The sequence below is a fragment of the Pseudaminobacter soli (ex Li et al. 2025) genome, from assembly GCF_003012705.1.
In the GTDB taxonomy this organism is placed as follows: Bacteria; Pseudomonadota; Alphaproteobacteria; order Rhizobiales; family Rhizobiaceae; genus Pseudaminobacter; species Pseudaminobacter soli.
In genome coordinates this window covers 24,052-45,606 of sequence record NZ_PXYL01000028.1, presented here as the reverse complement: position 1 = coordinate 45,606, position 21,555 = coordinate 24,052, and the positions used below count along the sequence as shown (strand labels likewise).

Sequence of the window (21,555 nt, the reverse complement as noted above, 5' to 3'; positions counted from 1 at the left end):
GACGAACAGATCCATGGGCAGGGCTCCTTGACCAGTTAAGCTTGAGGAGCCTGCCCGCAGATTGAAATCCTGTCACCCCCGCAGCGGGAGCGCCACGGGAGCCCCAATCATCCGATCTCTTTTTTGCATTTCGAGTTGCGCCTCGGCATGCCTGATCGGAACCTGCGCGATGTGGATCTCGGACACCGCGTTCGAAGTGATCGCGCGCCGACTCAGGACACAACCGCCCACATGATCTCAACAATGGAAACGTCCGCAGCAATCCTGCGAAGCGGGCGTTTCAGTGCCGAACGGGGCCTAGTGTGCGGATGGATGATGATGATGGTGATGATGGGGGTGCTTATGATGCCCGGGCTCCCCGGTGTTGCCGCCGCCGGTGGCACCGCCAGTGCCCGAAGGACTGCCGATATCAGCGCCGCCTGCGGTGCCACCGCTACTGCTGCCCATGTCGTCGGTCGTGCCGCCTGCGGCACCGCCACCGACCCCGGCAGCCAGCGCCGAGGTCATCAGAGCTATCGTCAGCGCAAACGCAGTCACAACTCTCATGATCATCTCGGAGTTCCTTCCTCGCTGTGATCCGACGCGTGGATGCGACCCAAGCAAACCCGCGGTCAGCACCGTAGTTCCCGGGCGGCGGATCAATTCGATCGCAGGCAACAAGGGCGTGGTGACTTGATTGGCGTCGTGATGCTCGGAGAGACGCACCGACGAACTGAGGAGCGGGATCAGTGCCTACGCGCGCTTTGGGGCGGGCGAAGCTCGGTGAACGCTCCTCCAGGAAATCATCCAGCCACAGGCCGCTCCCAGTCCACCGGGGTCGGTGTTCATATCTCTCTGGCGCGCGCCGGAGACTCGCTGAATGTCTGTTGTCGCGATACGCGCGCCAGAAGCCGCCGGTCCGGTAACGGCCCCTTTGCTGCCTGACAGCAATGCGCACCATGTCGGCTATTCCGCCGGTCCCTCCAGAAGCGGACATTGCTGGTCTTAACGCCAAGGGAGAGGTCGCGCCAGACAACGGACGCGAGCAGATGCAGCGAACTATCCTATGAGGGTTGCGGCCGAAAAGCAAAACGGCGGGGGAACCCTACATACCGTCCGTGACGCGCCGCCGGCGCGCGCGCCGCGTCGCCAGTTCGTCTTTTGAACGTAACCCATGGTGAGCGACATGACGACGAAACATAAACACGACAACCCGATCCTCGTGGCCGGAGCAGCCGGCGCTGTGGGCGGCATCGGCCGCAACCTCACCAAATTCCTGCTCGCAAGGGGGCACAAGGTGCGCGCCTTGGTTCGGCGTGAGGACGAGCGCGCCGAAGCCCTACGGCGGCTCGGCGCAGAGGTCGTAGAGGGCGACCTGACGGACCTCGCCTCGATGCACCGCGCCATCGAAGGTTGCGCGCGCATCTATTTCGGAATGTCTGTCTCGGCCGCCTACCTGGAGGCCACGATCAACACCGCCGCGGTGGCGCGCCACCACGGCGTCGAGGCTTTCGTGAACATGTCGCAGATGACAGTCACGCAAATGAGCATCAGCGAGACCACCGATAGCCCGCAACACAAGCTGCACTGGCTGGCGGAGCAGGCTCTGTCCTGGTCAGGACTGCCGGTCGTCACGGTGCGGCCGACAGTCTTCCTCGAGGGCTTCTTTCTTCAACTCGCCGCCCCCGGCGTACGGGCCTCCGACGAGTTGGCGCTGCCCATGGGCGGCGGTAAGACCTCGCCGATCTCGGCGGTCGACGTGGCGCGTGCGGTAGCAGTGATCCTCGACGACCCCCGACCGCATATCGGGCAAATCTACGATCTGACGGGGCCAGAATCGGCCGATCTGGACCACTATGCGCGCGTCTTCTCCGAGGCGCTTGGCAGGCCCATCCGATATCGCGACGTCCCGCTCCCGGCGTGGGGCGAAGGCCTTCGTCAGGCGCGGTTTCCTGAACACGTCGTCAGGCATCTCTCGGCCATGGCCGAGTTGACCAGGCAGGGGCGTTACGACCGCATGACGGACACCATCTGCAAGCTCACCGGCGAAGTACCGACGAACATGCGCGACTTCGTAAAGCTCCATGCCGCTGAGTTCAAGCAGCGCTGACCAGCGCGCGAGTTGCGCCATTCCGTTTTATGAGTACGCGTCCTGGTTCGGCCCTAACCCGACAAGCGGTCAGTACTCCCAGGGGCCCGGTACCCATCGAAAGACGTCGCCGTCGACCGCCACGTGGCAGACGGACGGGAACGACAGGTGAGTGGCCACCAGCGACTCGCGGTTCGCCGCCAGCTCCCGCAAAAGACGGACCCGGACTCGGGCCGCCTCCTCGGGGTCGTGTTCGAACCCGTTGTACCAGTCGGGGTGCTCGAACCCGACCTGGAACACGGCGTCGCCGGCTGACCTACATGGACGCCGCTTGGCCGTCCGCCGAAGCGCGTCCGGGAACCCCGGCGGCATGGAGACCCGGGAGAAATCGGGCGACGCCCAGAACTCAGCCTCGGCGGCCGCCAGATGGATCCGCAGGTCCGGACGCAGCCGGTCTTTCACCCCATCGACGAGCAGAAAATCGGGGATGGGATCGAGTCCGCCGAGCCGGCCAGCCAGGCACGACCGGCCGCTACGGCGCAGCATCGCCAGCGAGTCACTGCCGATCAAGTCGAGCACGGCGTCGACCTGCTTCGCCTCGACAATCTGTTTGGAGAGATCTGGACGCTCGATCTCGCAGCGCTCTGCGCCGAGCTTCTCCAACATCGCGAAGCGCTCGCGACTGCGAGTCGTCGCGATCACCCGGACGCCGGCGGTGACCGCCATCTTGAGCGCGGCGTGGCCGAAGGACGACGTGGCGCCGCGGATGACGAGGAGTTGTCCCTTCTTGATCTCCAGCTTACGGAACAGACAGGTCGAGGCGGTCGCGTAGGTCTCGGGGATCGCCGCGAGCTCAGTCCACGAGAGATCCGCGTCGATAAGTGCGAGTTTGCACGGGTGCCCGCGTGTATTCGGCGTAGCTGCCGTTGATGATGCGGCCGAGACCGCCCATCAGCGCCGCGACCTTGTCGCCGAGCGGGAACTCGCCGCCGGGGCAAGATTTCACGATCCCTACGCATTCGATGCCGCTGACCGGCGCGGCCTCGGCCCATTCGCCACGACGCATATGCAATTCGGCGTGGTTGACGACGTGGCCGCGCTTGGACTCTGGCTCCGGGATGTCCGTCTAGACCAGGCTATCCAGGCCGCCGAATTTTTTGAGAACGATGGCGCGCATGACGAACTCTCCATGGGTTGTGAAAGCCGGTGGTGTGATCAGCCGGGAAGGAAGTCGCGGATGACCGCCGCGATCTCCGCCGCGTGGGTTTCCAACGCGAAATGTCCGGTGTCGAAGAAGCGGACGACCGCGTTGGGGATGTCGCGCTTAAACGCCTCGGCGCCCGGTGGCAGGAAGAACGGATCGTTGTTGCCCCACGCCGCCAGGAAAGGCGGCTTATGGGTCCGGAAATATTGCTGGAAGGTTGGATAAAGCGCGACGTTGCTCTTGTAGTCGCCGAACAGATCGAGCTGGACCTCTTCTACGCCGGGGCGAGCCAGATAGAAATTGTCGAGCGAATATCCGTCTGGGGAGACACGCGCCGGGTCAGACACGCCGTGCGTATATTGCCAGATCGTCGTCTCGGGCTTGAGGAAAGCGCGTAGCGCCTCGCGGTTGGCTGCGGACGGGTCCTGCCAGTAGGCCCTGATTGGGTTCCAGCCGTCGCTGAGCCCCTCTGCATAGGCGTTGCCGTTTTGCGAGATGATTGCGGTAATCCGGTCCGGATGCTTCACCGCCAGCCGGAAGCCGGTCGGCGCGCCGTAATCGAAGACGTAGAGGGCATAGCGATCAAAGCCGATGATCTCGGTGAAACGGTCGATCGTCGCCGCGATCCGGTCGAAACTATGTCCGCCGGCCGGCGGATCGGAGTTACCGAAGCCCGGCAGGTCCGGGGCGACCATGTGGAAGCGATCGGCGAGAAGCGGGATCAGATCGCGGAACATATGGCCGGCACTCGGGAAACCGTGCAGCAGTAGGAGCTTCGGAGCGTCCGCCTGGCCGGATTCGCGGTAGAAGACTTTGAGGCCGTCGACGTCGGCGGTTTGGTAGGCGATGGTGGTCATGACTTGCCTCCGGGTTGCCCTGGTTGGAACCTGAATGTCACGGTCATGGAGGTTACGATCCACACTCGGACCGGGCTGCGGCAATCGCCGCGCGCAAGACGTCGAGCACGGTGTCCGGGGCAGTCACCAGTGGCGTGTGATCGACTGGATGGGCATGCACCTGGGCCTGCATACGCGCCGCCATAAAGCGCTGATGGACCTCGACTATCATGCGGTCCTGCTCAGCCACCAAGTACCAGCTCGGGCGGTCTTTCCAGAGCGGCCGGGGCACTGCGACGGTGATGCAAGCAGGTGAGATCGGCCGCTGGACCGCGGCTAGCACTTGCAATTCTTCCGCCGCAGCATTCTGCGCAAACGCCGCGGGGAAGGCTGTGTCCGGTAGATAAATCAGCCCGTGGTCGTCAGGCGCTAGCTTCGGCGCCTGCGGATGAGGCTCCGTACGGTAAAACACATCTGCGACTGTCTCACCTTCATCCGGCGCCAGCGCGGCTACATAGACCAACCCTCTGACCCTGTCGCTGCGCGTGGCCGCGATAACAGCCCCAGCATAGGCATGGCCGGCGAGCACGACCGGGCCCGGCACCCGCTCCAGCGCCCGATCAAGCGCCGCCACGTCGTCATGAAACGAGGTCAGAGGTAGTGGCGCCGCAATGGCCCGAATGCCGTCCGCCGCCAGGGGCTGGATGATCTTCGACCAACTCGATCCATCGGCCCAGGCACCGTGGACGAGAACTACACTCACGTCATGCAGGGACATCGTTGCTCTCCTTCGAAGGGACTGGATGGATATAACCACGCAGGCAACTACAAGGTAGTTACTCTCATTGGGCGTAACTTGTCAAGTTGCCTTGGAGAGGTTATCTGATGGACGTATTCACGAAGGCTAGGGCTGGCAGCCACAGGGCCGGAAAGAGGAATTGCGATGAACCACCGTCCACCTGCGATCTTTGTCGGTGATGCGCCGGGATTGGACTTCCTGAATTCGATCGCAACGCCAGTTGATATCCCCATCGACTGGATCGACGACGGCGAAGGCTATCTGAGCTGGCTGGAACAAGCCCATCTGGCGCCGGGCGACGTGCTCCAGGAGATAAGGCTACGTGCCCTCCCTGGCGAACTCGACACGGTCGCGGATCAGGCAAGAAGTCTGCGGGAATGGTTCCGGGGCTTCGTCCACCGGCAGAAGGGCCGCCCGCTCCCGCCCGAGGTGCTAACGGAGCTGGAGCCGCTCAATCGCCTGCTTGAGCGCGGTGAGACCTTCACGCGAATCGTCCCGCCGCCGTCGGGTCAAGGCCCCCTCTCGCTTCAGGCTGTGCGTCGATGGCGGACACCCGAGGCGCTGCTCCTCCCGGTCGGCGAAGCGCTCGCACGGCTTGTCTGCACGGAAGACTTCTCGCATCTGAAGGCTTGCGAGGGTCCAGCCTGCACGCTGCTCTTCGCTGACCACACGCGGGGCCATGCGCGGCGTTGGTGCAGCATGGCGATCTGTGGCAACCGTGCGAAGCAGGCGGCATACCGACAGCGCCTCAAGACACACTCTCGGTAGCCCTTTGCTCAAACGGTAATGTGCCCAATGTCTGGATAGGGGCCGGTTCCGGACCGTCCGCTGCCGGGCGGCAATGAGCCGATAGCTGCCGTTCGTCGGCCCGGCCATCCCGAGGTGTTCGCGGCGTAATCCCGGATTACTAGCCACCAATCTTGATTCTCGGCACAAACCCTTTTCCGGCACGGAGGGGCACAAAGTGGCCGCGCGTACTCTCGTCCTCACGTTCAATCAGCAACAGTTCGAATTGCTCGACAGAACTATCGCCAACGGCGCTGCAAGAAACCGGCTGGCGCTTATGTATCGCGCCCTGAAAGAATTTCGACGCGAGACGGGGCAAAGCCGAACGCAACCAAGACCGCTGAACCCGACGGGGCGTCGCTGCCCGCCGACAGATTACCACTCGGCTGGCGCTGATAGTTCTCCCTGGGTACCCAGGGGTATGGTCGACAGGCTGGGGGTCGGTTGAAAAAGGGCCCGGTCTGCCGGCAACCACGGAGGTCCGAGGTCATGCCCGTCGCAATAAACACATCCACCGTAGGTTGGATAGATCGACCAATCATAGCGACGTTTCCGCCGATGCCACTTAACACTCTTACGGAAAATGCGCTGTTGGATCAGCTATATTATGGTATGGCTCACTCGATCTTCCGCTGCCTAAGCCTTCGCCGAACTACGGCTTACGCTGTTCTGGTCCGGCAGCTTTCTATCACTTAATCGCCGCATCAGAATCCGCCTCACCGGACTATCATAGTATCGGTCCAAGGCAAACGCGAGGAGCGATAGCATAACCAGGACGGCGACCCCTGACGCCGGAGCCAGATCAGTCAATTGCACACCAAAGACCCTGGACGAGACCCTAGTGGTCCACCAGAGCACAGGAGCATGGACCGCGTAGATCGCATAGGAACATTTGCCTAGCAAAGCAAAGCACTGCCGAAATCGAAGACTGCCCTCTGAGGCCGCCGCAATGGCAGCCAAGGTAGGGAAAACAAAAATCACAACCGCGAGATCAAAAATTGCCCGATAGTCCTTGCTGACCGGCACTGCAAAGATTGGGATCAGGACAACGACGCACAGTACAGCATGGAGACCGTTCCCTCGCCAAGTCAGCGGGAACCTGAAGAGCAGGACGCCAAGGAAAAATGAAAATATAACGCGACCGAAACCGCCAGAAAAACCGCTCCAAGAGATACCGGCATCGAGACCCTCGAACTGAAAAGCCGACCAAATCAACAGAACCGCCCCAAGACCCACGACTGACATAAGGAATCGAGTCGCCTGCGCGGGCAATGTCGCAGAATACAAGTAATTGGCCGTAAGCTCGAAGAACAGCGACCACGCCGGGTAGACAAAGGGATAGAGAGATATGTCACCGGAAAAAACGCCCGCTGGGGTTGGCATAAAGAGGACAGCAAATACAAACGCGATCGCTATGCCCACGAGCGAATATTCCGACGTTCCGAACACATGACTTGCAAGAAAGAAGGCCGCGCCAACGAGAGTCCCGAGGATGTAAAGCGGGTACAGGCGCACGATGCGGATGAGCATAAATCGTCTGACTGACATACCTCGCTTGAGTCGTTCTTCGTAGGCGTGTGATAAAACCAAGCCGCTCAGCAAAAAGAAAAGATCGACGGCGAGGTAGCTTGATCGGAGATGTCCGCCAAACAAGTTTTGAGCATGGAACTGCAAGACCGCTAGCGCGGCGATGCCGCGAAGCCCGTCCAAAGTCGAGAATCTCAACTGAGATGCATCCGTCCCCTCGGGCGGAGTTCGCCGGGCCTGTTGAATTGTCCGTGACAAGACGCTTCCCTTGACCGTCTATCCTGAAGGTGACGCACAGGTTGGCTTCGAGTCTGTTGCTACTCAATTGCGCGCTTTGGTTGATGGCACGGCGTCAAAGTCATCCGGAAGGGTCAGGTCTATGCCCATCGAACGATCCAGATCGAGACGATACCAGAATTTGCGTCTTGTGATCTCGATCTATCTCGGTTGCGGATGCCGGCGGGTAAAAGCTCTGCGACTTCGATACCAATCCACGATACCGATCCCGACCCCGAGGCGACAGCGAATTAGTTGCCGCGCGTCTGGCGAGATCTCTCCAAGTGAAGTTCAGCCGAAATAGGATTGCGTGCCGAAAATAGGAACGGAAAGAAAACGTGCTCGTAGCGCGGGGGCTAGGCCCGCAATCACTAAAGATTGGACGACCCCACGCAGCATGGTGAACGTCCGGCTCGGTTAGGTCAGGAAAGGGCCCATGCCGCCCCCCTAAACGTTCACTCTTGAACATCCCCGGTCCAAAAGCTGCCGGCCCGCTTCCGGCCCTATGCTGCCGGGCCGCTTCGCGCCCCAAATCGGACGTCGAGACCACCTTCGTCTTTTCCCAAAAGCTGACGTCGTTTGGCGACAAAGCCGGAGGCCGCCTTGCACTTCCTGTTCGTCATTACGCCCTCGGCTCGTAACTCCCAAAGTCGCCTTTATCTCGTTTCCATAGCCCCATTCAATCGGGCGGAGTGGCTCGCAAGGTGAGTCAAGTTTCGACGCGCTTACCCACCAGGCAAAGGCAGCATCGCGAAGGCGACGTTTGGGGGAGGCGCGCGAGCGTACAACAGCTTTGTAGTGTGCTATGGGCTAGAAGCGACCATCCTGTCACGCCTCACGGCATCGAGGGGGCGACGAAAGGCGATGTTGGCCGTGATCGTGCTGCCGATGGTGTTGGTGAAGCGGTCGAACCAGCGGATCGACTTGGCTGGCATCGCGGGAACGGCGACATAGGACTTGGTCTGGCGCATCGCATTCAGCCAGTTGAAGGCGGTGCCATAGCAGATGACGGAGCGGCATTGCTGCCGCTGTAGCTCCGCGCGCCATAGATCGCGCCCCATCCGTGATAGGCGTCGTCGGAAATGAAGGAGGAAGAACAGCGATCGACCCGATTTACCCGGACATGTCAATTCAACCATGGCGTCCGCCACGCCGACCGCCGCTTGACGACTTGAATGGTCCGCCTCCGCCGGCAGCATCATAGATCGGTAGAGGCGTGCGCAAGGCTATGCGCCGTGCGTGCGTTCGGCTCTTCAAATAACCTAGGATCCCCGCAACGATTCCCAAGCGCTCTTGCCAAACCAACGATCTTGGATAGTCGTCAGGAAGACGTTGGTTCTTTTGTGCGAACGGTCCGACCATGTGCAGGAGCCCGGCAGGAAGCACTCTCAGGAGACGCAAAGCCGTCGAAGGGTTATCAATGATTATCTTGGTGAGGTAAGCTCCAAGGCCCATACCGTAGCCGTAGGCCTGTCGACGCATGCCTTCGTCCGAGCGACGGTGGTAGTGCCAAACAATTGCAGCCGGTTCGTAGACTAGTTTGAACCCGGCTATGATTACGGAATAAAACGACGAAAGGTCATCACCTCCACGCGCCAATGTTCCAGCGCCCAGCGCAGGATCGAATCCTCCAATGGACTTAAGCGCGTTCATGGTAAAGGCCATGTTAGCGCCAGAGCCGAACTGTCCTGCGGTAAAAGGAAAAAGCGATCCTTTGGGCCGATTGCTTCCGAGATCAAAGACCCTACGCTCTACGCCCTTTCCGAAACCTCCGTGAAGTTCCGTCCAAATCTGTGCGCGCGTTTCCAACTCTGCAGGAAGGATCAGCCCAGTGACGCAACCAACGTCGCTGTCCTGAAAGTTGCTGGCAATTGCCGCAACCCAATGTCGATCGACAGCCACATCGTCATCGGTGAAAAGAATGATATCGCCTGTCGCGACCGAAACGCCTGTGTTGTGCGCACGCCCGAGCCCTGGAACATCCTCGCGAATATAACGAATACGCTCGTCCGACTGACAGCGCGTAGCAACAAGATCCGCCGTTTGCGAAGATGACGGCGCATTGTCGACAACGATGACCTCGTGCGCGGCAAGGCTCTGTGAACACAATGAGTCGAGGCATCTGGCCAGGCTTTCGGCTCGATCTCTAGTCGCAATAACGATGCTGATCCTTTTCGTCACAAGGGGCAGCTTTTCCCCTTCGTCCAGATTAATCTCGCCAATGCGCTCTCGCAGTTCGGCGACGGAAACGACGGCTTCTTTCACATCGAATTCGATTACGCGCAACGGTTTCGCACCTGCGCGGATTAGGCAAAGCACTGATCCATAGTCTCCGTGCTCGCTTCCCACCATCGATATCGGACGGAGGGGCTCGCGAAGATCGACGCTGGCGACCTTGATGGGCCGGAAAGAGATCGTCATGCAGGCCTCGCCATTTGTGCTAGGCGCGCGGACACATATCCGGCAGTGGTAAAACTCAGGCCGGCGAGAATGCTGCCTGCACGCGCCAGCCCCCAAAGATCAAACCGCAGAAACGCTTCGGCGAGCGACCGTAGCACGCCGAGCGGCAACGTTATTGTCACATAAGCGCGTTCGCTTGACAGGGCATCACCAACGCCCACCGCATTAGCGACTTGCATTTTCGAGCGCCCCTCGGCGAGACATCTGCGCCAGAAATAGTCGAAGCGCAATCTCTCCGAAGTTACCTGATGATAGACCACCATCGAGGGATCGTAGAGAATCTTGGCGCCCGAGATCGCTTGCCGAGCTCTGATGCAAAGTTCAGTTTCCTCGCAGCCAGCTGCGTCTTGCCGAGTGCGCCCGATTCCCTCGCGAAATCCGCCGACTCTCTCAAACACCGACCGGCGAAAAGACATATTGCAGCCAATCGGATTTCTCACCTGTGCGGTATGAGTAGGCTGGCCGCGATAGCTGCAACCGAGAACCCAGTAGAATTCTTCAGGGAACCAGCGGGGCTTTTTGACTTGCCATAGCGGAACTACTTTACCCCCCGTTCCGATGACGGAAGGGTTTTCGTATTGGTCTACCATCGCGGCGAGCCAATCGGGCTCGGCAATAGCATCATCGTCCAGGAATGCGATGATGTCGCCGCTCGCATGTTCAATGCCGGTGTTTCGCGCGCCCGACAGCCCTTGAACACCGGAATTGGGAATTACCTTCGCCTGCGTGAACTCAAGACTTACGAGATTGAGCAGGGGGAGGTTGTGATCGACCACGACTATCAACTCGCCGGCACGATGGCTTTGCGCAAGGACGGATTTGATTGCCCGGTTGAGTTGCGCATGCCGCTCATGCGAATAGGCACAGATAATGACCGACACCGACAACACGATCGGCCTCACACGACAGCTCTATCCGCACGCGAACGTGCGCTGGCACCCTGACTCTCGGGACCGATCCGCAATGGCTGTGATCTGCCGGCACCAAGTTTGACTATCGTCTTCAACACACGCCAACCATCAGGGATCGTTCGCAGATTACTGACACCGTGAATGCGCTGGAATTCTTTGCTCGCCACCTCCATTACCTTAAGTTTGGCGCGCAGTGCTTGGACGTTCATGTGCGTCTCGATCTCGAAACCGGATGCCTCTTCGATCCGAAGATGTGGCAACACGTCCTTCCAGAAAGCATTATAGCCATAGCAAAGATCGGTGAACTTTCCACCAAAGCGGAAATTGACGAGTTGGAGAAGGCCCCAGTTTCCAAGACGTCGATACCATTCCATGTCAAGGGTTCCACCGCCTTGGAGAAACCGCGACCCCTTTACGAAATCCGCACCTGAGAGCAGCACGCCAACGAATGCGCTAATTTCGCGTGGATCGGCCGATGCGTCCGCATCCAGCGTAACGATGATGTCGCCCCGAGCGGCATCGAAACCTGCTCGAAGTGCAGCACCCTTGCCGCGTGCGCCTTGAGTCACAATGACGACGTTTGGCAAAAGCGACTTTGCTACTTCGATCGTTCCGTCTGTTGAATTGCCATCCACAACGATCACTTCATCAACCCAAGCGGGGATATTCGGTAATACATGTGGAAGATTCATTGCCTCGTTCAGAGTCGGGACGACGACGCTGACTCGAGGTATCGCCATCATAATATGAGAAGCAATATTCGGACGATACTGATGTCCAAAACTCATCATTACTGTCACTCCACGGTAAACGTTACTTCTTGCTCATCCATGGAGGTAGAGTTCAACTTAAAAATAACTATTAGATAGGTAAAAGCGTATAACTATATATCAACATATAAATTACACGCGTACTTCATCCACCCCCCGCAGATGCTCAACATGTATTCGGCTGTAAACAATTTGTAAACTAATTTCTACTTTATGGTTAAAATAGAAACCTCAATGCTCTGCGCAAATGACCGGATCGACGGAAGTCGTACCAATCTCTTGAGATTGCAATCTTTCATTGCTGCCTAACGCAGGTCGCATTTGAATGGACCCATCTCGACGGCTCTGAAGTAGTTGCGACATTATGTGATCTTCAGTTGCGGGTATTGCCGAGAGCCTGCGCCACGATGTCGAAGCTGCGGACGGCCGCCTTGGCAGGAGTATCTTGAGTTTGGAGAAGGCCATCTCAATCGGAATTGAGCCCCCCCCTAAACAATGACAATTGTTTCGTCTAAGATGGTTTGCATTAGATTTCGGCACAAAGAGGCAGCTACATTGCACAACCAGAAGAAGATGCGACATCCGGAAGCGCAGGTTTTCTTTGAGAGGTGGATTGAACTGACAACCGAATGGGAAATAGCCTATTCCCATTATCTCGCCGCGCTCAAAGATAAGCTGGTCGATGAAGGCCTAGGTAATCACCCGAGCGACGACTTACGCGCCGTCGAGGACCAAGCTCTCCAGCGGCTGAAATCTCTCAAGGTAGAGATGGACACTCTTGTCGAGCAAGCTGCCAGTAACCGGCCGCAGATCAAGTCAGAGTTAGTCGTCGGCATGCTGGTCTCCGGCACCAAGCCATGGCATGACAAGTAAGAAGACCCCACCTGAAATCCGGGCCGCGCATAGGCCAAGCCGGTCAGTTCACGTCTTTAGCCCCCCGCTAGGAAGCTGAATACCCTAAGAACAGCAACCGCAAAGAAAACAGGGACAACAATCCAGGCTAGGGCGGTCATCAACCGTACGAATCTCGCCTGCGCGCCAACAGCTACCCCGAACTGCCGGAGACCAACGACGCTGATCGCCACAGCAGCGATGATCGCCCCGAGCATTCCGGTGCGCGTGAGTTCTCCAGAATTAATCGGATTCTCCATAACGTTGACATGGATCGTCAGCTGCCCGTCCGTATCGAGCGCTTTGTCCGTCGCCACTCGCACTTGGGAGAATTTGCCGAGCGCGCGCAAATTGCTTGCGAACAGCTCGAGCTTTGCCCAATCAAAGGCTTGCCCCACACGAAATGGAGCAACCTCCAAAAGCGACGCCCCGCTCACACGACGCAGACCTCGGAAGACAACCCCTCCAAACGTGGCTGCCGGTCCGGCGTCGACCTCGATAATGATGTGAGCAAGCCGCGTCGACGGGTCTGGCACGGCTTGGCTGCGAACCACTCTTGCAAGCCCATAAGTCCTTGCGCGCACGCGATAAATGACATCATCGGCAATCTTCTGGACCGCCTCGCTACTAGCGACTTGCCCGGTGAATGCTAGCAAGACTGTCGCCAAGTCAGATGCGGTGCGGTCGTCCAAGTCGGCATGCTTTACGCCATCGAGTTCGATAGAACCAATATGATACTGGGGCCCCGTGATTGGTTTCAGCACCGCGGTACCATTCTCTTGATCGATGATATTTAAGGCGACCTGTCCAGACAGGTAGCCGAGAGAAAGGAGAAGGCTCCGCAATCGTCTACGTTCGTTCTCAACCCAGAAATCAAGTTTTGCCCTTGTGACATCCGCGACAGCTTTTTCTAGCCCGAGATAAACAGGTAAAGCATAAGTGGACTTAATCACAGCAGCTGTTTCCGGGTCTTGAACAAGACTAAGATCGAGACCGGAATGTACTTCCTCTGCCGCAGCGGTGGCCACCATTGGGAGCGCACCGGAAGCGAGCAGAGCAGCAGCAAGCATTGGGAAAACGTAAATTGCCCTTGTGCGCTCGCGCGAAATATTCACAACAAACGCCAAATACCACAATGCCATAAGCATCCGTCTATCCTGTGTCATAGGCATCAGTCACCGAGGGGGAAAGGTCAATGACGACGTCTAACGTTTCGGTCAACGATTTTAAAAACGTTTAATATTTTCATTTAATGATTAATAAAACTAGAGGCGTATATGCTTGTCGATGCCACCATTCCGATAAACATTCCGCGGCATACGCTTAAGCAGCGCCGATGGAGTTAATTAACTCCATTGCATGAAAACCACACTGTTATATGCCTGCTGTTGAGCGGAATGCGATACAAGCATATGAAGATGGACACTGAACTGAGATTCGACGTAGATCGCGTCGACGGGAAGCAACAGATATTGAATACTTGATCAACTATGTCAGGGTCTAACGCTGGGCAGACTGATGAACGAGAACGCGATCGCAAGAAACGCATCTGGTACATCCGGCCACTTCGCAAGGCCACGGCGGCTTGCGATGTTCCTCCATTCGCCCCTGATCCGCAATGGATATGCCCTAATCGCCAGCGCCGGCCTCACTTCAGTCCTTGGGCTTCTCTACTGGATCCTCGCGGCGCGCCTTTACAGTCCTGAACAAGTTGGCGTTGCTGCAGCACTGATCTCAACGATGATGACGCTCGGCAACATCGCCCAACTAAATCTTGAGAACGTGTTGAACCGCTTTTTGCCTGTCGCAGGCAAAGGTGCAAGAAAAGTCGTCCTGCTTGCCTATTTCGGCGCAGCGACAGCATCGTTCTGCCTGTCCCTCGTGACGGTATACTCGGTGGGGTGGTTTATCGATGAAGCGTCGTTTCTTCGCGCCGAGCCTCTAGCAGCCGGCGCGTTTGTGCTCGCATCGGTAGCCTGGACACTGTTCGCGCTGCAGGACAGCGTTCTCGCAGGCTTGCGTCAGTCCACATTTGTACCAATCGAGAACACGATCTTCGCCGTCTCCAAGCTCGTACTCCTCATCATTTTCTCTGGCAGCTCGGTGTTGGGCTCTGGCATCTATGCTGCCTGGGTTCTGCCGCTCCCATTCCTTTTAGCATTCGCCAATTGGTTCATCTTTCGGCGCTTCCTGCCTCGTCATACCTTGGTCTCAAGGCCGGATGCCGAACTCGATCGGAAAACAATCGCCGCCTATTTCGGCTGGGACTATATCGGCACTATGGCGTCGATGACCGCCATCGGTGTAGCACCACTGTTAGTGTTCCATGTCAGCGGTTCGGCAGCTCTCGCTAGATACTATCTTGCCTGGCAGATCGCCTACAGTCTCTACCTGATCGGCCGTTCGATGGGGGTGTCACTGCTGACCGAGGTTGGCTTTGAGCAGCACAAGATACGGTCGCTGATGGCGGAAGCGCTGATCTACACCATGGTACCGTTAGCGAGCGCCGTCATATTGCTTGTTGCCGGTGCGCCGTACCTCATGCAGCTGTTCGGCGACAGCTATGGCCATGACGCCACCTTACTATTGCAGATCGGTGCCTTGGCCTGCCTGCCATGGGGGTGGGTGACGCTTTCGCTCGCGGTGGCCCGCGCCCAGGGACGTACGATCCTTGTTGCGGTGGCTGAACTCATCACTTGCGCCATCGTTCTGGGCGGCGGCTCAATTCTGCTCAAGCGATACGGAGTAGTCGGTATGTCCGTTGCTTGGTTGATTGCGCATTCGACAGTCGCCATTGGTATCATCGCGTACGTCATCATGCAGAGAGGTGTAGGCATCCTCTTCGAGGCAGCCTTGCACGTTGGCTCCGCATTGGCCCAAGTTAAAGATGGCTTCGATGCGGCGATCCGACCGAACCCTAAAGGTAATCTGCCGGCGGAACTTCTGTCGCTGATAGAAAAGGCAGGGGGATGCGACCTCACAACTTGGTGCATTGTTGCCGAGCCGAGACGCGAGAGCGATATTCGAACAATCTTCCTTGCGGAAAGCGGGGCCTCATCGCCAGCCGCTGCAGCGCCGGCCCTAGTCGTTAAGGTTGCCAAAAGCACCGAGGCCAAGGAGGGCCTGAAACACTATGTCGACCAAGTCAAGCGGCTCAGTTGTGACAAGCGTCTCTCTGAAGTCGGTTTCGAGTTGCCCTCCCTTCTAGCGGTCGATTTTTCGTCATCCGAATCTATCTCCGTCGAGCGAGTTCTACCCGCCACGGATGGAAGAGCTGCACTTGCCTTGACGCCATCAGCAAATGTTGGGTTGGCGAACGCCATGGATGCGATTGCCCAAGTTCATCGATTTACTGCTGCATCTACAGTCTTAGACCAGAGGTGGCTTGATCGCTGGATTGAGCATCCGGCGGCAATAATAAGAAAGACCGCCGGCGTGACCCTTCTTGAGGGGCAGCGCAAAGCTGCCATCGACGCACTAATTCGAGAACAAACGCACTTCTGGCAAGGCCGAAAACTTAGCGTCGGGCTCGGGCACGGAGACTATTGTCCGGCTAACATCCTCTTTGGCCCTGCCGTCGACGTCAGTGCAGTAATCGACTGGGAGGCAGCAAATTATGAAATGCCACCCGGTATCGATGCGATGCACTTGCTCATGACCCAGCGCGCTATGAGGGCGAACGAAGAGCTTGGACATGTCGTGCGCGAACTCTTGTCGAAGCCCGCACTGCAAAATTACGAAGTCGCTGCGCTCGGCGAAATTGAACGGCAGTGCGTGACCGCGTACGGCTCGCTGAAGGAGCCGGCGATCATCCAAGCGCTATGTGGCTTCGCCTGGCTCCAGCATGTTGCAGCAAATCTCAGGAAATCACGGCGATTTCGCACAGGGCGCCTTTGGCTAGCGGTAAACGTCGAACATGTTCTGAGAACATACCTTCAGCGCGCAAACCCAGAAGCAAGCAGCGTATAAGTAGCCATGATAGACCACGGTGCAACTCCTTCCACCCCCTCTCAACAAGGCATCGGTGATCACCTAGTAACCAGGAACCAACTCATGAAGATACTGTCGCTCGCGAGCCTTGTCGCAGCGATGGGTCTATGGTGGATGATTTTGCCGGCGATCGATCCCGATCGGATGACGGATCTTGGGCTTGTCTCAATTCTGCCGTTACAGTTTTACGGAGCGATGGCGCTTCTAGCGGCCGGATTTGCGCTTGCCCTCTCATCACGTTCAACTGTGGGTCTTCTACCGGTACTCCACATAGTCGGGCTGGTGTCGATTCTCCATGCCACTCCCGCGCTTGTCTACGGAACGCTACGTTATTCTTGGGCCTGGAAACATCTTGGGATCGTCGACTACATCCAGCGTCACGGCGCGGTGGATCGGATCGCGGATTACCTTTCGGTTTATCACAACTGGCCTACCCTGTTCTTGGTCACGGCGTGGCTGTGTAACCTGCTGGGCCTTAATTCACTCGACCTATCTTATATCGTACGCTTTACGCCGGTGGTTCTGAACCTCGGTTTCGTTGCGACGCTCATCCTCATTTATCGTCACCTTTGTGGCGACAGCAAGCAGGTGATGACTGCCGCCTGGATTTTCGTCGTCGGCAATTGGGTGGGGCAGGACTATTTCTCCCCTCAGGGCGTGACATTCCTTTTCTACCTGCTACTGCTCGCCCTATTTCTCGGCCCGCTGCGTCGCGACACCGGCATTGCCGTACCCGAAAGACTAGGAATTGTCACACGCGTATGGGCGTCGGCAGTTGGGGCCCCATCGATGTGGCAATATTATCACACGACCGGGGACAAGGCGCTCGCAACAGTAACTGCCCTTATACTGATAGCGGCGATAGTCTCGACACATCAACTGACTCCGCTTCTCGTCATTCTCGCGACGGGTGGCCTCGCCTTGATTGGACGCTTAAGCCCCGGCTTCCTACTCTTTGCAATCATCGGCGAACTAGCCTGGACGCTCTACTTCGCTGCGCCTTTCGTGGCGACGCACCTGATATCCGAGATCGCGCAGTTGGGTGAGATCGCGGGAGCCGTGGGGCAAATGGCGGATACCAGCATCATGTCCCCTGATCGTGTTTGGGTCGTGTGGGTTGGACGTACCTTATCGGCGACCATCGTCGTGGCTGCCGCGATTGGAGGACTCCGCCGCCTCGCGCGCGGTTACAGAGATGGCACTGCCATCGTACTCAGCTTGGTTCCTTTTCCCCTGGTCATTATCCCCTATGGTGGCGAAATTCTATTCAGGGCCTACTTGTTTGCCCTACCAATGCTCGCTTTTTTTGCCGCCTCAATGTTGTTCCCGCGACGAGACGCCGGAAGGGCAATCGCCTCATGTTTCTTGGCGGTTCTGGCTTTCCTAGGGGCCATTGCTTTCCTCTTCGCCAACAATGGCAAGGACCGCGAATACTGGTTCGCACCTGACGAGATTGAGACAGCCCATTGGCTGTACTCGACTGCACCAGCCGGATCCCTTTTGATTGAAGGTGCTCGCAGCTATCCGTCGCAATTCCTGAACTACGAGAACTTCACCTACGTCCCGATTTCAGAAGAGGATGCGGACGAAAGGGCAGGTATCCTTGCGGACCCCGTCGGGGTACTTGAGCGGTGGCTCAACGACGACACAAAGCAAGATGCATATTTCATCATAACACGCAGCCAGAAAGCGTATCTCGAAGCACAAGGCATCGTGCCTGTCGGGTCGCTGGCCGAGATCGAGAAGAAGCTCCTAGCCTCGCCGCATTTTATGCTTGCCAAGGCCTCCCCGAACGCCTTGGTGTTCAAGCTAAATCAACACCTTCGCTAAAAAGCACGGGCATTTTGTCGCTGAGCGGCCCAAGATGCGCGTTCCGTCACCGCCCTTTCTCCTGTTTTGAGTTCGTTTCCGTCGCACGATTAGCCGACAGTTTTCAACCTTACCGAGGTGGCATGCCTTGTCTGCTCTCAGGCTAAAGTAGATCAACGGCGGCTGTCTTCATGTCCTAGCTGACATCAATCTAGCGTTGCGTGGTTGTCACCGCCGATGACGCTCGGCCTCTCGGCGCAGCCTTCCGTTCAGGAAGATCACCCGCGCATGACGTCCCTTTGTGACTTCGGCCCGCAGCGGCAGCGATTCGCATACATTGCCGTCGCTATCGATCACATCGCGGAACACCAGCATTGGAGGCGTCCATCCGGATAAAGGGCGCCCATACAAGCAAGCCAAGCGCGAAGAGAAATCTGTGCTTTGAGGCCGGCTGCGACGACAGCAGGGCCAATCGACGTAGGATGCTGCAGTTGACTAGCGAAGGACTCGGCGTCTGCTTGCAGGATCGCGAATCCTTCCCACGAGCGTCCTTGTTGTGTGCCTGTGGAATGTCCGCTTCAGCCAAATGTGTTCCGAAAGCGGACCGACAGCTACCGGCCCCAAACTGCCAGTCAGCTTCGCGCCCCATCGCGGACGTTCAGGCAAACTTTGCCATCACCTAGAAGCGGACGTTTCGGCTCGTACTCGGCGACCCTGACGGCGTGGCATCACTATTCGGGTTCAGAGAGGCTTCGGCAAAATCCACCGCGCGCGATCAGGTGGTGGGTCATGAATTACCCTCCATGTTGATTTCCATCAGGAACTGACCCGGGATTTCCGCCGAGAATTGACCCGCCTTTCAGGTATGTTTCGGTTCGGTGGTGGTGGTCAAGGTCCTGCTTTTCCCCTTCGTGGTTTTGGTCTCATGCGCTGAGCTGTTCTTGAATCGGAAGCTGTCGTTTCCGGTTTCGAAGATGTGGCAATGGTGGGTCAAGCGATCGAGCAGTGCCGTGGTCATCTTGGCGTCTCCGAAGACGCTGGCCCATTCGCTGAAGCTGAGGTTGGTGGTGATGATGACGCTGGTGCGCTCGTAGAGCTTGCTCAACAAGTGGAACAGCAATGCCCCGCCTGACGCACTGAACGGCAGGTAGCCAAGTTCGTCGAGGATCACGAGATCGGAGTGGACGAGACGATTGGCGATCTGGCCGGATCGACCTTGTGCTTTCTCCTGCTCGAGAGCATTGACCAGCTCCACGGTCGAGAAGAACCGGACACGCTTGTGGTGATGCTCGATGGCCTGAACGCCGATCGCCGTTGCGATATGCGTCTTTCCTGTGCCGGGACCGCCGACCAGGACGATGTTGTTGGCTTCGTCGGTAAACTCGCAGCGGTGGAGCTGGCGCACCAGCGCCTCATTGACCTCACTGCTGGTGAAGTCGAAGCCGTTCAGATCACGGTAGGCCGGAAAGCGCGCCGTCTTGAGTTGGTATGCGACGGATCGAACCTCCCGTTCCGCGGTCTCGGCCTTGAGGAGTTGGGACAGGACTGGAAGGGCGGCTTCGAATGCCGGCGATCCCTGTTCGGTCAGTTCACCGACCGCCTGGGCCATGCCGTGCATCTTCAGGCTCCTGAGCATGATGACGATGGCGCCGCTCGCAGGATTATGACGCATGGCGCACCTCCATGGCCTTCCTCAAGGCATCGTAGCGCTCGACATTGGCCTTCGGCTCATTGGCGAGCGTCAAGGCCTGCGGCGCATCGATGGTCGGCGGGGTGAAGGATTTGCCATCGACGAGCCGATGCAGCAGGTTCAGCACATGCGTCTTGGTCGGAACGCCGGTCTTCAGCGCCATCTCGACGGCGGACAGCACGGCTTTCTCGTCGTGCTGAAGAACAAGGGCCAGGATGTCGACCATCTCACGATCACCGCCTGGCTTCTTGAGCAGGTTCTGCTGCAAGGCCCGGAATGCGTCTGGAAGCTCGGTGAACGGTGCATCGTTGCGCAGCGCACCCGGTTTGCGCTGCACGACCGGCCAGATAATGCCGCCAGTCGTAGACCGTCTGGCCGGGGCGATCATGCGAACGGTCGATGATGCGGCGATGCTCGCAGACGATCTGGCCTTCAGCGGCGACAACGACCCGATCCGGATAAACCCGAAGGCTCACCGGTCGATTGGCGAAGGATGCCGGAACGCTGTAGCGGTTGCGCTCCAGATGCACGAGGCAGGTGGGCGAGACCCGTTTGGTGTATTCGACGAAGCCGTCGAAAGGACGGGATGTCGGCATAAGCGACTGTCTTTCCTCGGCCCAGATATCGGCAATGCTGCCGCGCATCTGGCCATGGGCGGTCTGCGCCCAGAGTTCCTTGCAACGCTGTTCCAGCCAATCGTTCAAAGTCTCTAGCGATGCAAAGCGCGGCACGGGCTGCCACAGTCGATGGCGAGCATCCTGCACGTTCTTCTCCACCTGCCCCTTCTCCCAACCCGACGCCGGATTGCAGAACTCGGGTTCGTAGAGATAGTGGCTGGCCATCGCCTGGAAGCGGATGTTGACGTCGCGATCCTTGCCGCGGCCGACCTTGTCGATAGCCGTCTTCATGTTGTCGTAGATGCCGCGCCGGGGAACACCGCCGAAGACACGGAAAGCGTGGTTGTGGGCGTCGAATAGCATCTCGTGCGTCTGCAGGAGGTAGGCCCGGACGATAAAGGCACGGCTGTAGCTCAGCTTCGTATGCGCTACCTGCAGCTTGGTGCGCTCATTGCCGATGATGGCCCAATCTTCTGACCAGTCGAACTGGAACGCTTCACCTGGCTCGAATGCCAGCGGCACGAATGTCCCGCGTCCTGACATCTGCAGTTCTCTCTGCCGATCGGCTTTCCATTCTCGAGCGAAGGCTGCCACCCGGTTGTACTAGCCGTGGTAGCCGAGCGCCCACAGATCGGCGTGCAACTGCTTCACCGTGCGCTTCTGCTTGCGGGGTTTGTTCGCCTCCGTCTTCAACCAGGCTGACAGCCGATCGGCAAAAGGATCGAGCTTGCTCGGCCGCTCCGGAATCTTGAACTTCGGCTCCACACTGCCCGATCGCAGGTATTTGCGGATGTGTTCCGGGACAATCCGCTCCTGCGGCAAATCTCCCGGATCGATAAATGTTCTCGAAAATGCCAGCGTCGGATCACGCTCAATAACGCCATGTCGATCACTCCATAGCCCCCGTTGAAAACACGCGAG

At 58.1% G+C, this 21,555-nt stretch carries 17 protein-coding genes and 3 pseudogenes; 5 read left to right on the top strand and 15 right to left on the bottom strand.

From position 1 onward, the window contains the following. Positions 1-297 precede the first annotated feature (297 nt). On the bottom strand, positions 298-552 hold the full coding sequence (locus C7I85_RS27890; RefSeq protein ID WP_106727262.1) for a hypothetical protein: 255 nt from the start codon (positions 550-552) through the stop codon (positions 298-300). Between the two features lie 613 nt (positions 553-1,165). Between C7I85_RS27890 and C7I85_RS27885 the strand changes: the two genes are divergently transcribed. Next, the gene (locus C7I85_RS27885; RefSeq protein ID WP_106727269.1) at positions 1,166-2,089 is read left to right on the top strand and encodes an SDR family NAD(P)-dependent oxidoreductase; all 924 of its coding nucleotides are present in this window, start codon (positions 1,166-1,168) and stop codon (positions 2,087-2,089) included. A gap of 69 nt (positions 2,090-2,158) precedes the next feature. Here the strand turns inward: C7I85_RS27885 and C7I85_RS27880 are convergent. The 5 genes and pseudogenes from C7I85_RS27880 to C7I85_RS27865 form a co-directional block, all read right to left on the bottom strand. Further along, positions 2,159-2,545 (bottom strand): annotated as a pseudogene (locus C7I85_RS27880) (MBL fold metallo-hydrolase); the annotation flags it as partial. Positions 2,546-2,608: 63 nt separating this feature from the next. After that, positions 2,609-2,794 (bottom strand): annotated as a pseudogene (locus tag C7I85_RS31880) (zinc-binding dehydrogenase); the annotation flags it as partial. Positions 2,795-2,921: 127 nt separating this feature from the next. Then, positions 2,922-3,134 carry a hypothetical protein gene (locus tag C7I85_RS31875; RefSeq protein ID WP_245445139.1) on the bottom strand — a complete coding sequence of 71 codons (213 nt, stop codon included), beginning with the start codon at positions 3,132-3,134 and terminating at the stop codon, positions 2,922-2,924. A 149-nt stretch (positions 3,135-3,283) separates the two neighbouring features. Next, a complete protein-coding gene (locus tag C7I85_RS27870) occupies positions 3,284-4,129 on the bottom strand; it encodes an alpha/beta fold hydrolase (RefSeq protein WP_106727261.1) in 846 nt (281 codons plus the stop codon). A gap of 52 nt (positions 4,130-4,181) precedes the next feature. Next, complete coding sequence (locus C7I85_RS27865; protein WP_106727260.1) at positions 4,182-4,886, bottom strand: alpha/beta fold hydrolase; 705 nt, start codon at positions 4,884-4,886, stop codon at positions 4,182-4,184. Between the two features lie 165 nt (positions 4,887-5,051). Here C7I85_RS27865 and C7I85_RS27860 point away from each other — a divergent pair, with 165 nt between their 5' ends. Beyond that, the gene (locus tag C7I85_RS27860; protein WP_106727259.1) at positions 5,052-5,675 is read left to right on the top strand and encodes a CGNR zinc finger domain-containing protein; all 624 of its coding nucleotides are present in this window, start codon (positions 5,052-5,054) and stop codon (positions 5,673-5,675) included. Between the two features lie 654 nt (positions 5,676-6,329). On the opposite strand, the gene C7I85_RS27855 is transcribed toward C7I85_RS27860, so the two are convergent. From C7I85_RS27855 to C7I85_RS27835, 5 genes are all read right to left on the bottom strand, one after another. Beyond that, positions 6,330-7,403 (bottom strand): acyltransferase family protein, encoded by a 1,074-nt coding sequence (locus C7I85_RS27855; protein WP_181257428.1) that lies wholly within the window; start codon positions 7,401-7,403, stop codon positions 6,330-6,332. Between the two features lie 896 nt (positions 7,404-8,299). Continuing rightward, entirely contained in the window at positions 8,300-8,557 is a 258-nt protein-coding gene (locus tag C7I85_RS27850) for a hypothetical protein (protein ID WP_106727257.1), read from the bottom strand. 70 nt (positions 8,558-8,627) lie between these two features. Beyond that, positions 8,628-9,917 carry a glycosyltransferase gene (locus tag C7I85_RS27845; RefSeq protein ID WP_106727256.1) on the bottom strand — a complete coding sequence of 430 codons (1,290 nt, stop codon included), beginning with the start codon at positions 9,915-9,917 and terminating at the stop codon, positions 8,628-8,630. Beyond that, positions 9,914-10,846, bottom strand: a complete 933-nt coding sequence (locus C7I85_RS27840; protein WP_210203096.1) for a glycosyltransferase — start codon at positions 10,844-10,846, stop codon at positions 9,914-9,916. Before C7I85_RS27840 ends, C7I85_RS27845 begins: the two co-directional genes overlap by 4 nt. 8 nt (positions 10,847-10,854) lie before the next feature. After that, positions 10,855-11,658, bottom strand: a complete 804-nt coding sequence (locus tag C7I85_RS27835; protein WP_106727255.1) for a glycosyltransferase family 2 protein — start codon at positions 11,656-11,658, stop codon at positions 10,855-10,857. 534 nt (positions 11,659-12,192) lie between these two features. Here C7I85_RS27835 and C7I85_RS27830 point away from each other — a divergent pair. Continuing rightward, on the top strand, positions 12,193-12,510 hold the full coding sequence (locus C7I85_RS27830) for a hypothetical protein (protein WP_146148988.1): 318 nt from the start codon (positions 12,193-12,195) through the stop codon (positions 12,508-12,510). A 56-nt stretch (positions 12,511-12,566) separates the two neighbouring features. Here the strand turns inward: C7I85_RS27830 and C7I85_RS27825 are convergent, their stop codons facing one another. Next, on the bottom strand, positions 12,567-13,676 hold the full coding sequence (locus tag C7I85_RS27825) for a POTRA domain-containing protein (protein WP_106727253.1): 1,110 nt from the start codon (positions 13,674-13,676) through the stop codon (positions 12,567-12,569). 442 nt (positions 13,677-14,118) lie between these two features. On the opposite strand from C7I85_RS27825, the gene C7I85_RS27820 reads away from it, so the two are divergent. Then, on the top strand, positions 14,119-16,497 hold the full coding sequence (locus C7I85_RS27820; protein ID WP_181257427.1) for a phosphotransferase: 2,379 nt from the start codon (positions 14,119-14,121) through the stop codon (positions 16,495-16,497). A gap of 84 nt (positions 16,498-16,581) precedes the next feature. Beyond that, positions 16,582-18,348, top strand: coding sequence for a hypothetical protein (locus tag C7I85_RS27815; protein WP_106727251.1), 1,767 nt, complete (start codon positions 16,582-16,584; stop codon positions 18,346-18,348). Positions 18,349-18,555: 207 nt separating this feature from the next. On the opposite strand, the gene C7I85_RS31235 is transcribed toward C7I85_RS27815, so the two are convergent. The 3 genes and pseudogenes from C7I85_RS31235 to istA all read right to left on the bottom strand — a co-directional run bounded on the left by C7I85_RS31235 (position 18,556) and on the right by istA (position 21,518). Continuing rightward, positions 18,556-18,702 (bottom strand): hypothetical protein, encoded by a 147-nt coding sequence (locus tag C7I85_RS31235; RefSeq protein ID WP_181257426.1) that lies wholly within the window; start codon positions 18,700-18,702, stop codon positions 18,556-18,558. A 484-nt stretch (positions 18,703-19,186) separates the two neighbouring features. Beyond that, positions 19,187-19,999 (bottom strand): IS21-like element helper ATPase IstB, encoded by an 813-nt coding sequence (istB, locus tag C7I85_RS27810; protein WP_106727250.1) that lies wholly within the window; start codon positions 19,997-19,999, stop codon positions 19,187-19,189. Continuing rightward, positions 19,989-21,518: pseudogene (gene istA, locus C7I85_RS27805) on the bottom strand (IS21 family transposase). The gene istB and the pseudogene istA overlap by 11 nt, the downstream one beginning before the upstream one ends. Between the last annotated feature and the right edge of the window lie 37 nt (positions 21,519-21,555).

What these genes read in the sequence shown, in the direction of transcription:
- C7I85_RS27890 (WP_106727262.1), bottom strand. Translation starts at nt 552, where the DNA reads ATGATCATGAGAGTTGTGACTGCGTTTGCGCTGACGATAGCTCTGATG.
- C7I85_RS27885 (WP_106727269.1), top strand. Translation starts at nt 1,166, where the DNA reads ATGACGACGAAACATAAACACGACAACCCGATCCTCGTGGCCGGAGCA.
- C7I85_RS31875 (WP_245445139.1), bottom strand. Translation starts at nt 3,134, where the DNA reads ATGCGTCGTGGCGAATGGGCCGAGGCCGCGCCGGTCAGCGGCATCGAA.
- C7I85_RS27870 (WP_106727261.1), bottom strand. Translation starts at nt 4,129, where the DNA reads ATGACCACCATCGCCTACCAAACCGCCGACGTCGACGGCCTCAAAGTC.
- C7I85_RS27865 (WP_106727260.1), bottom strand. Translation starts at nt 4,886, where the DNA reads ATGTCCCTGCATGACGTGAGTGTAGTTCTCGTCCACGGTGCCTGGGCC.
- C7I85_RS27860 (WP_106727259.1), top strand. Translation starts at nt 5,052, where the DNA reads ATGAACCACCGTCCACCTGCGATCTTTGTCGGTGATGCGCCGGGATTG.
- C7I85_RS27850 (WP_106727257.1), bottom strand. Translation starts at nt 8,557, where the DNA reads ATGGGGCGCGATCTATGGCGCGCGGAGCTACAGCGGCAGCAATGCCGC.
- C7I85_RS27845 (WP_106727256.1), bottom strand. Translation starts at nt 9,917, where the DNA reads ATGACGATCTCTTTCCGGCCCATCAAGGTCGCCAGCGTCGATCTTCGC.
- C7I85_RS27835 (WP_106727255.1), bottom strand. Translation starts at nt 11,658, where the DNA reads ATGATGAGTTTTGGACATCAGTATCGTCCGAATATTGCTTCTCATATT.
- C7I85_RS27825 (WP_106727253.1), bottom strand. Translation starts at nt 13,676, where the DNA reads ATGCTTATGGCATTGTGGTATTTGGCGTTTGTTGTGAATATTTCGCGC.
- C7I85_RS27820 (WP_181257427.1), top strand. Translation starts at nt 14,119, where the DNA reads ATGTTCCTCCATTCGCCCCTGATCCGCAATGGATATGCCCTAATCGCC.
- C7I85_RS27815 (WP_106727251.1), top strand. Translation starts at nt 16,582, where the DNA reads ATGAAGATACTGTCGCTCGCGAGCCTTGTCGCAGCGATGGGTCTATGG.
- C7I85_RS31235 (WP_181257426.1), bottom strand. Translation starts at nt 18,702, where the DNA reads ATGCTGGTGTTCCGCGATGTGATCGATAGCGACGGCAATGTATGCGAA.
- istB (WP_106727250.1), bottom strand. Translation starts at nt 19,999, where the DNA reads ATGCGTCATAATCCTGCGAGCGGCGCCATCGTCATCATGCTCAGGAGC.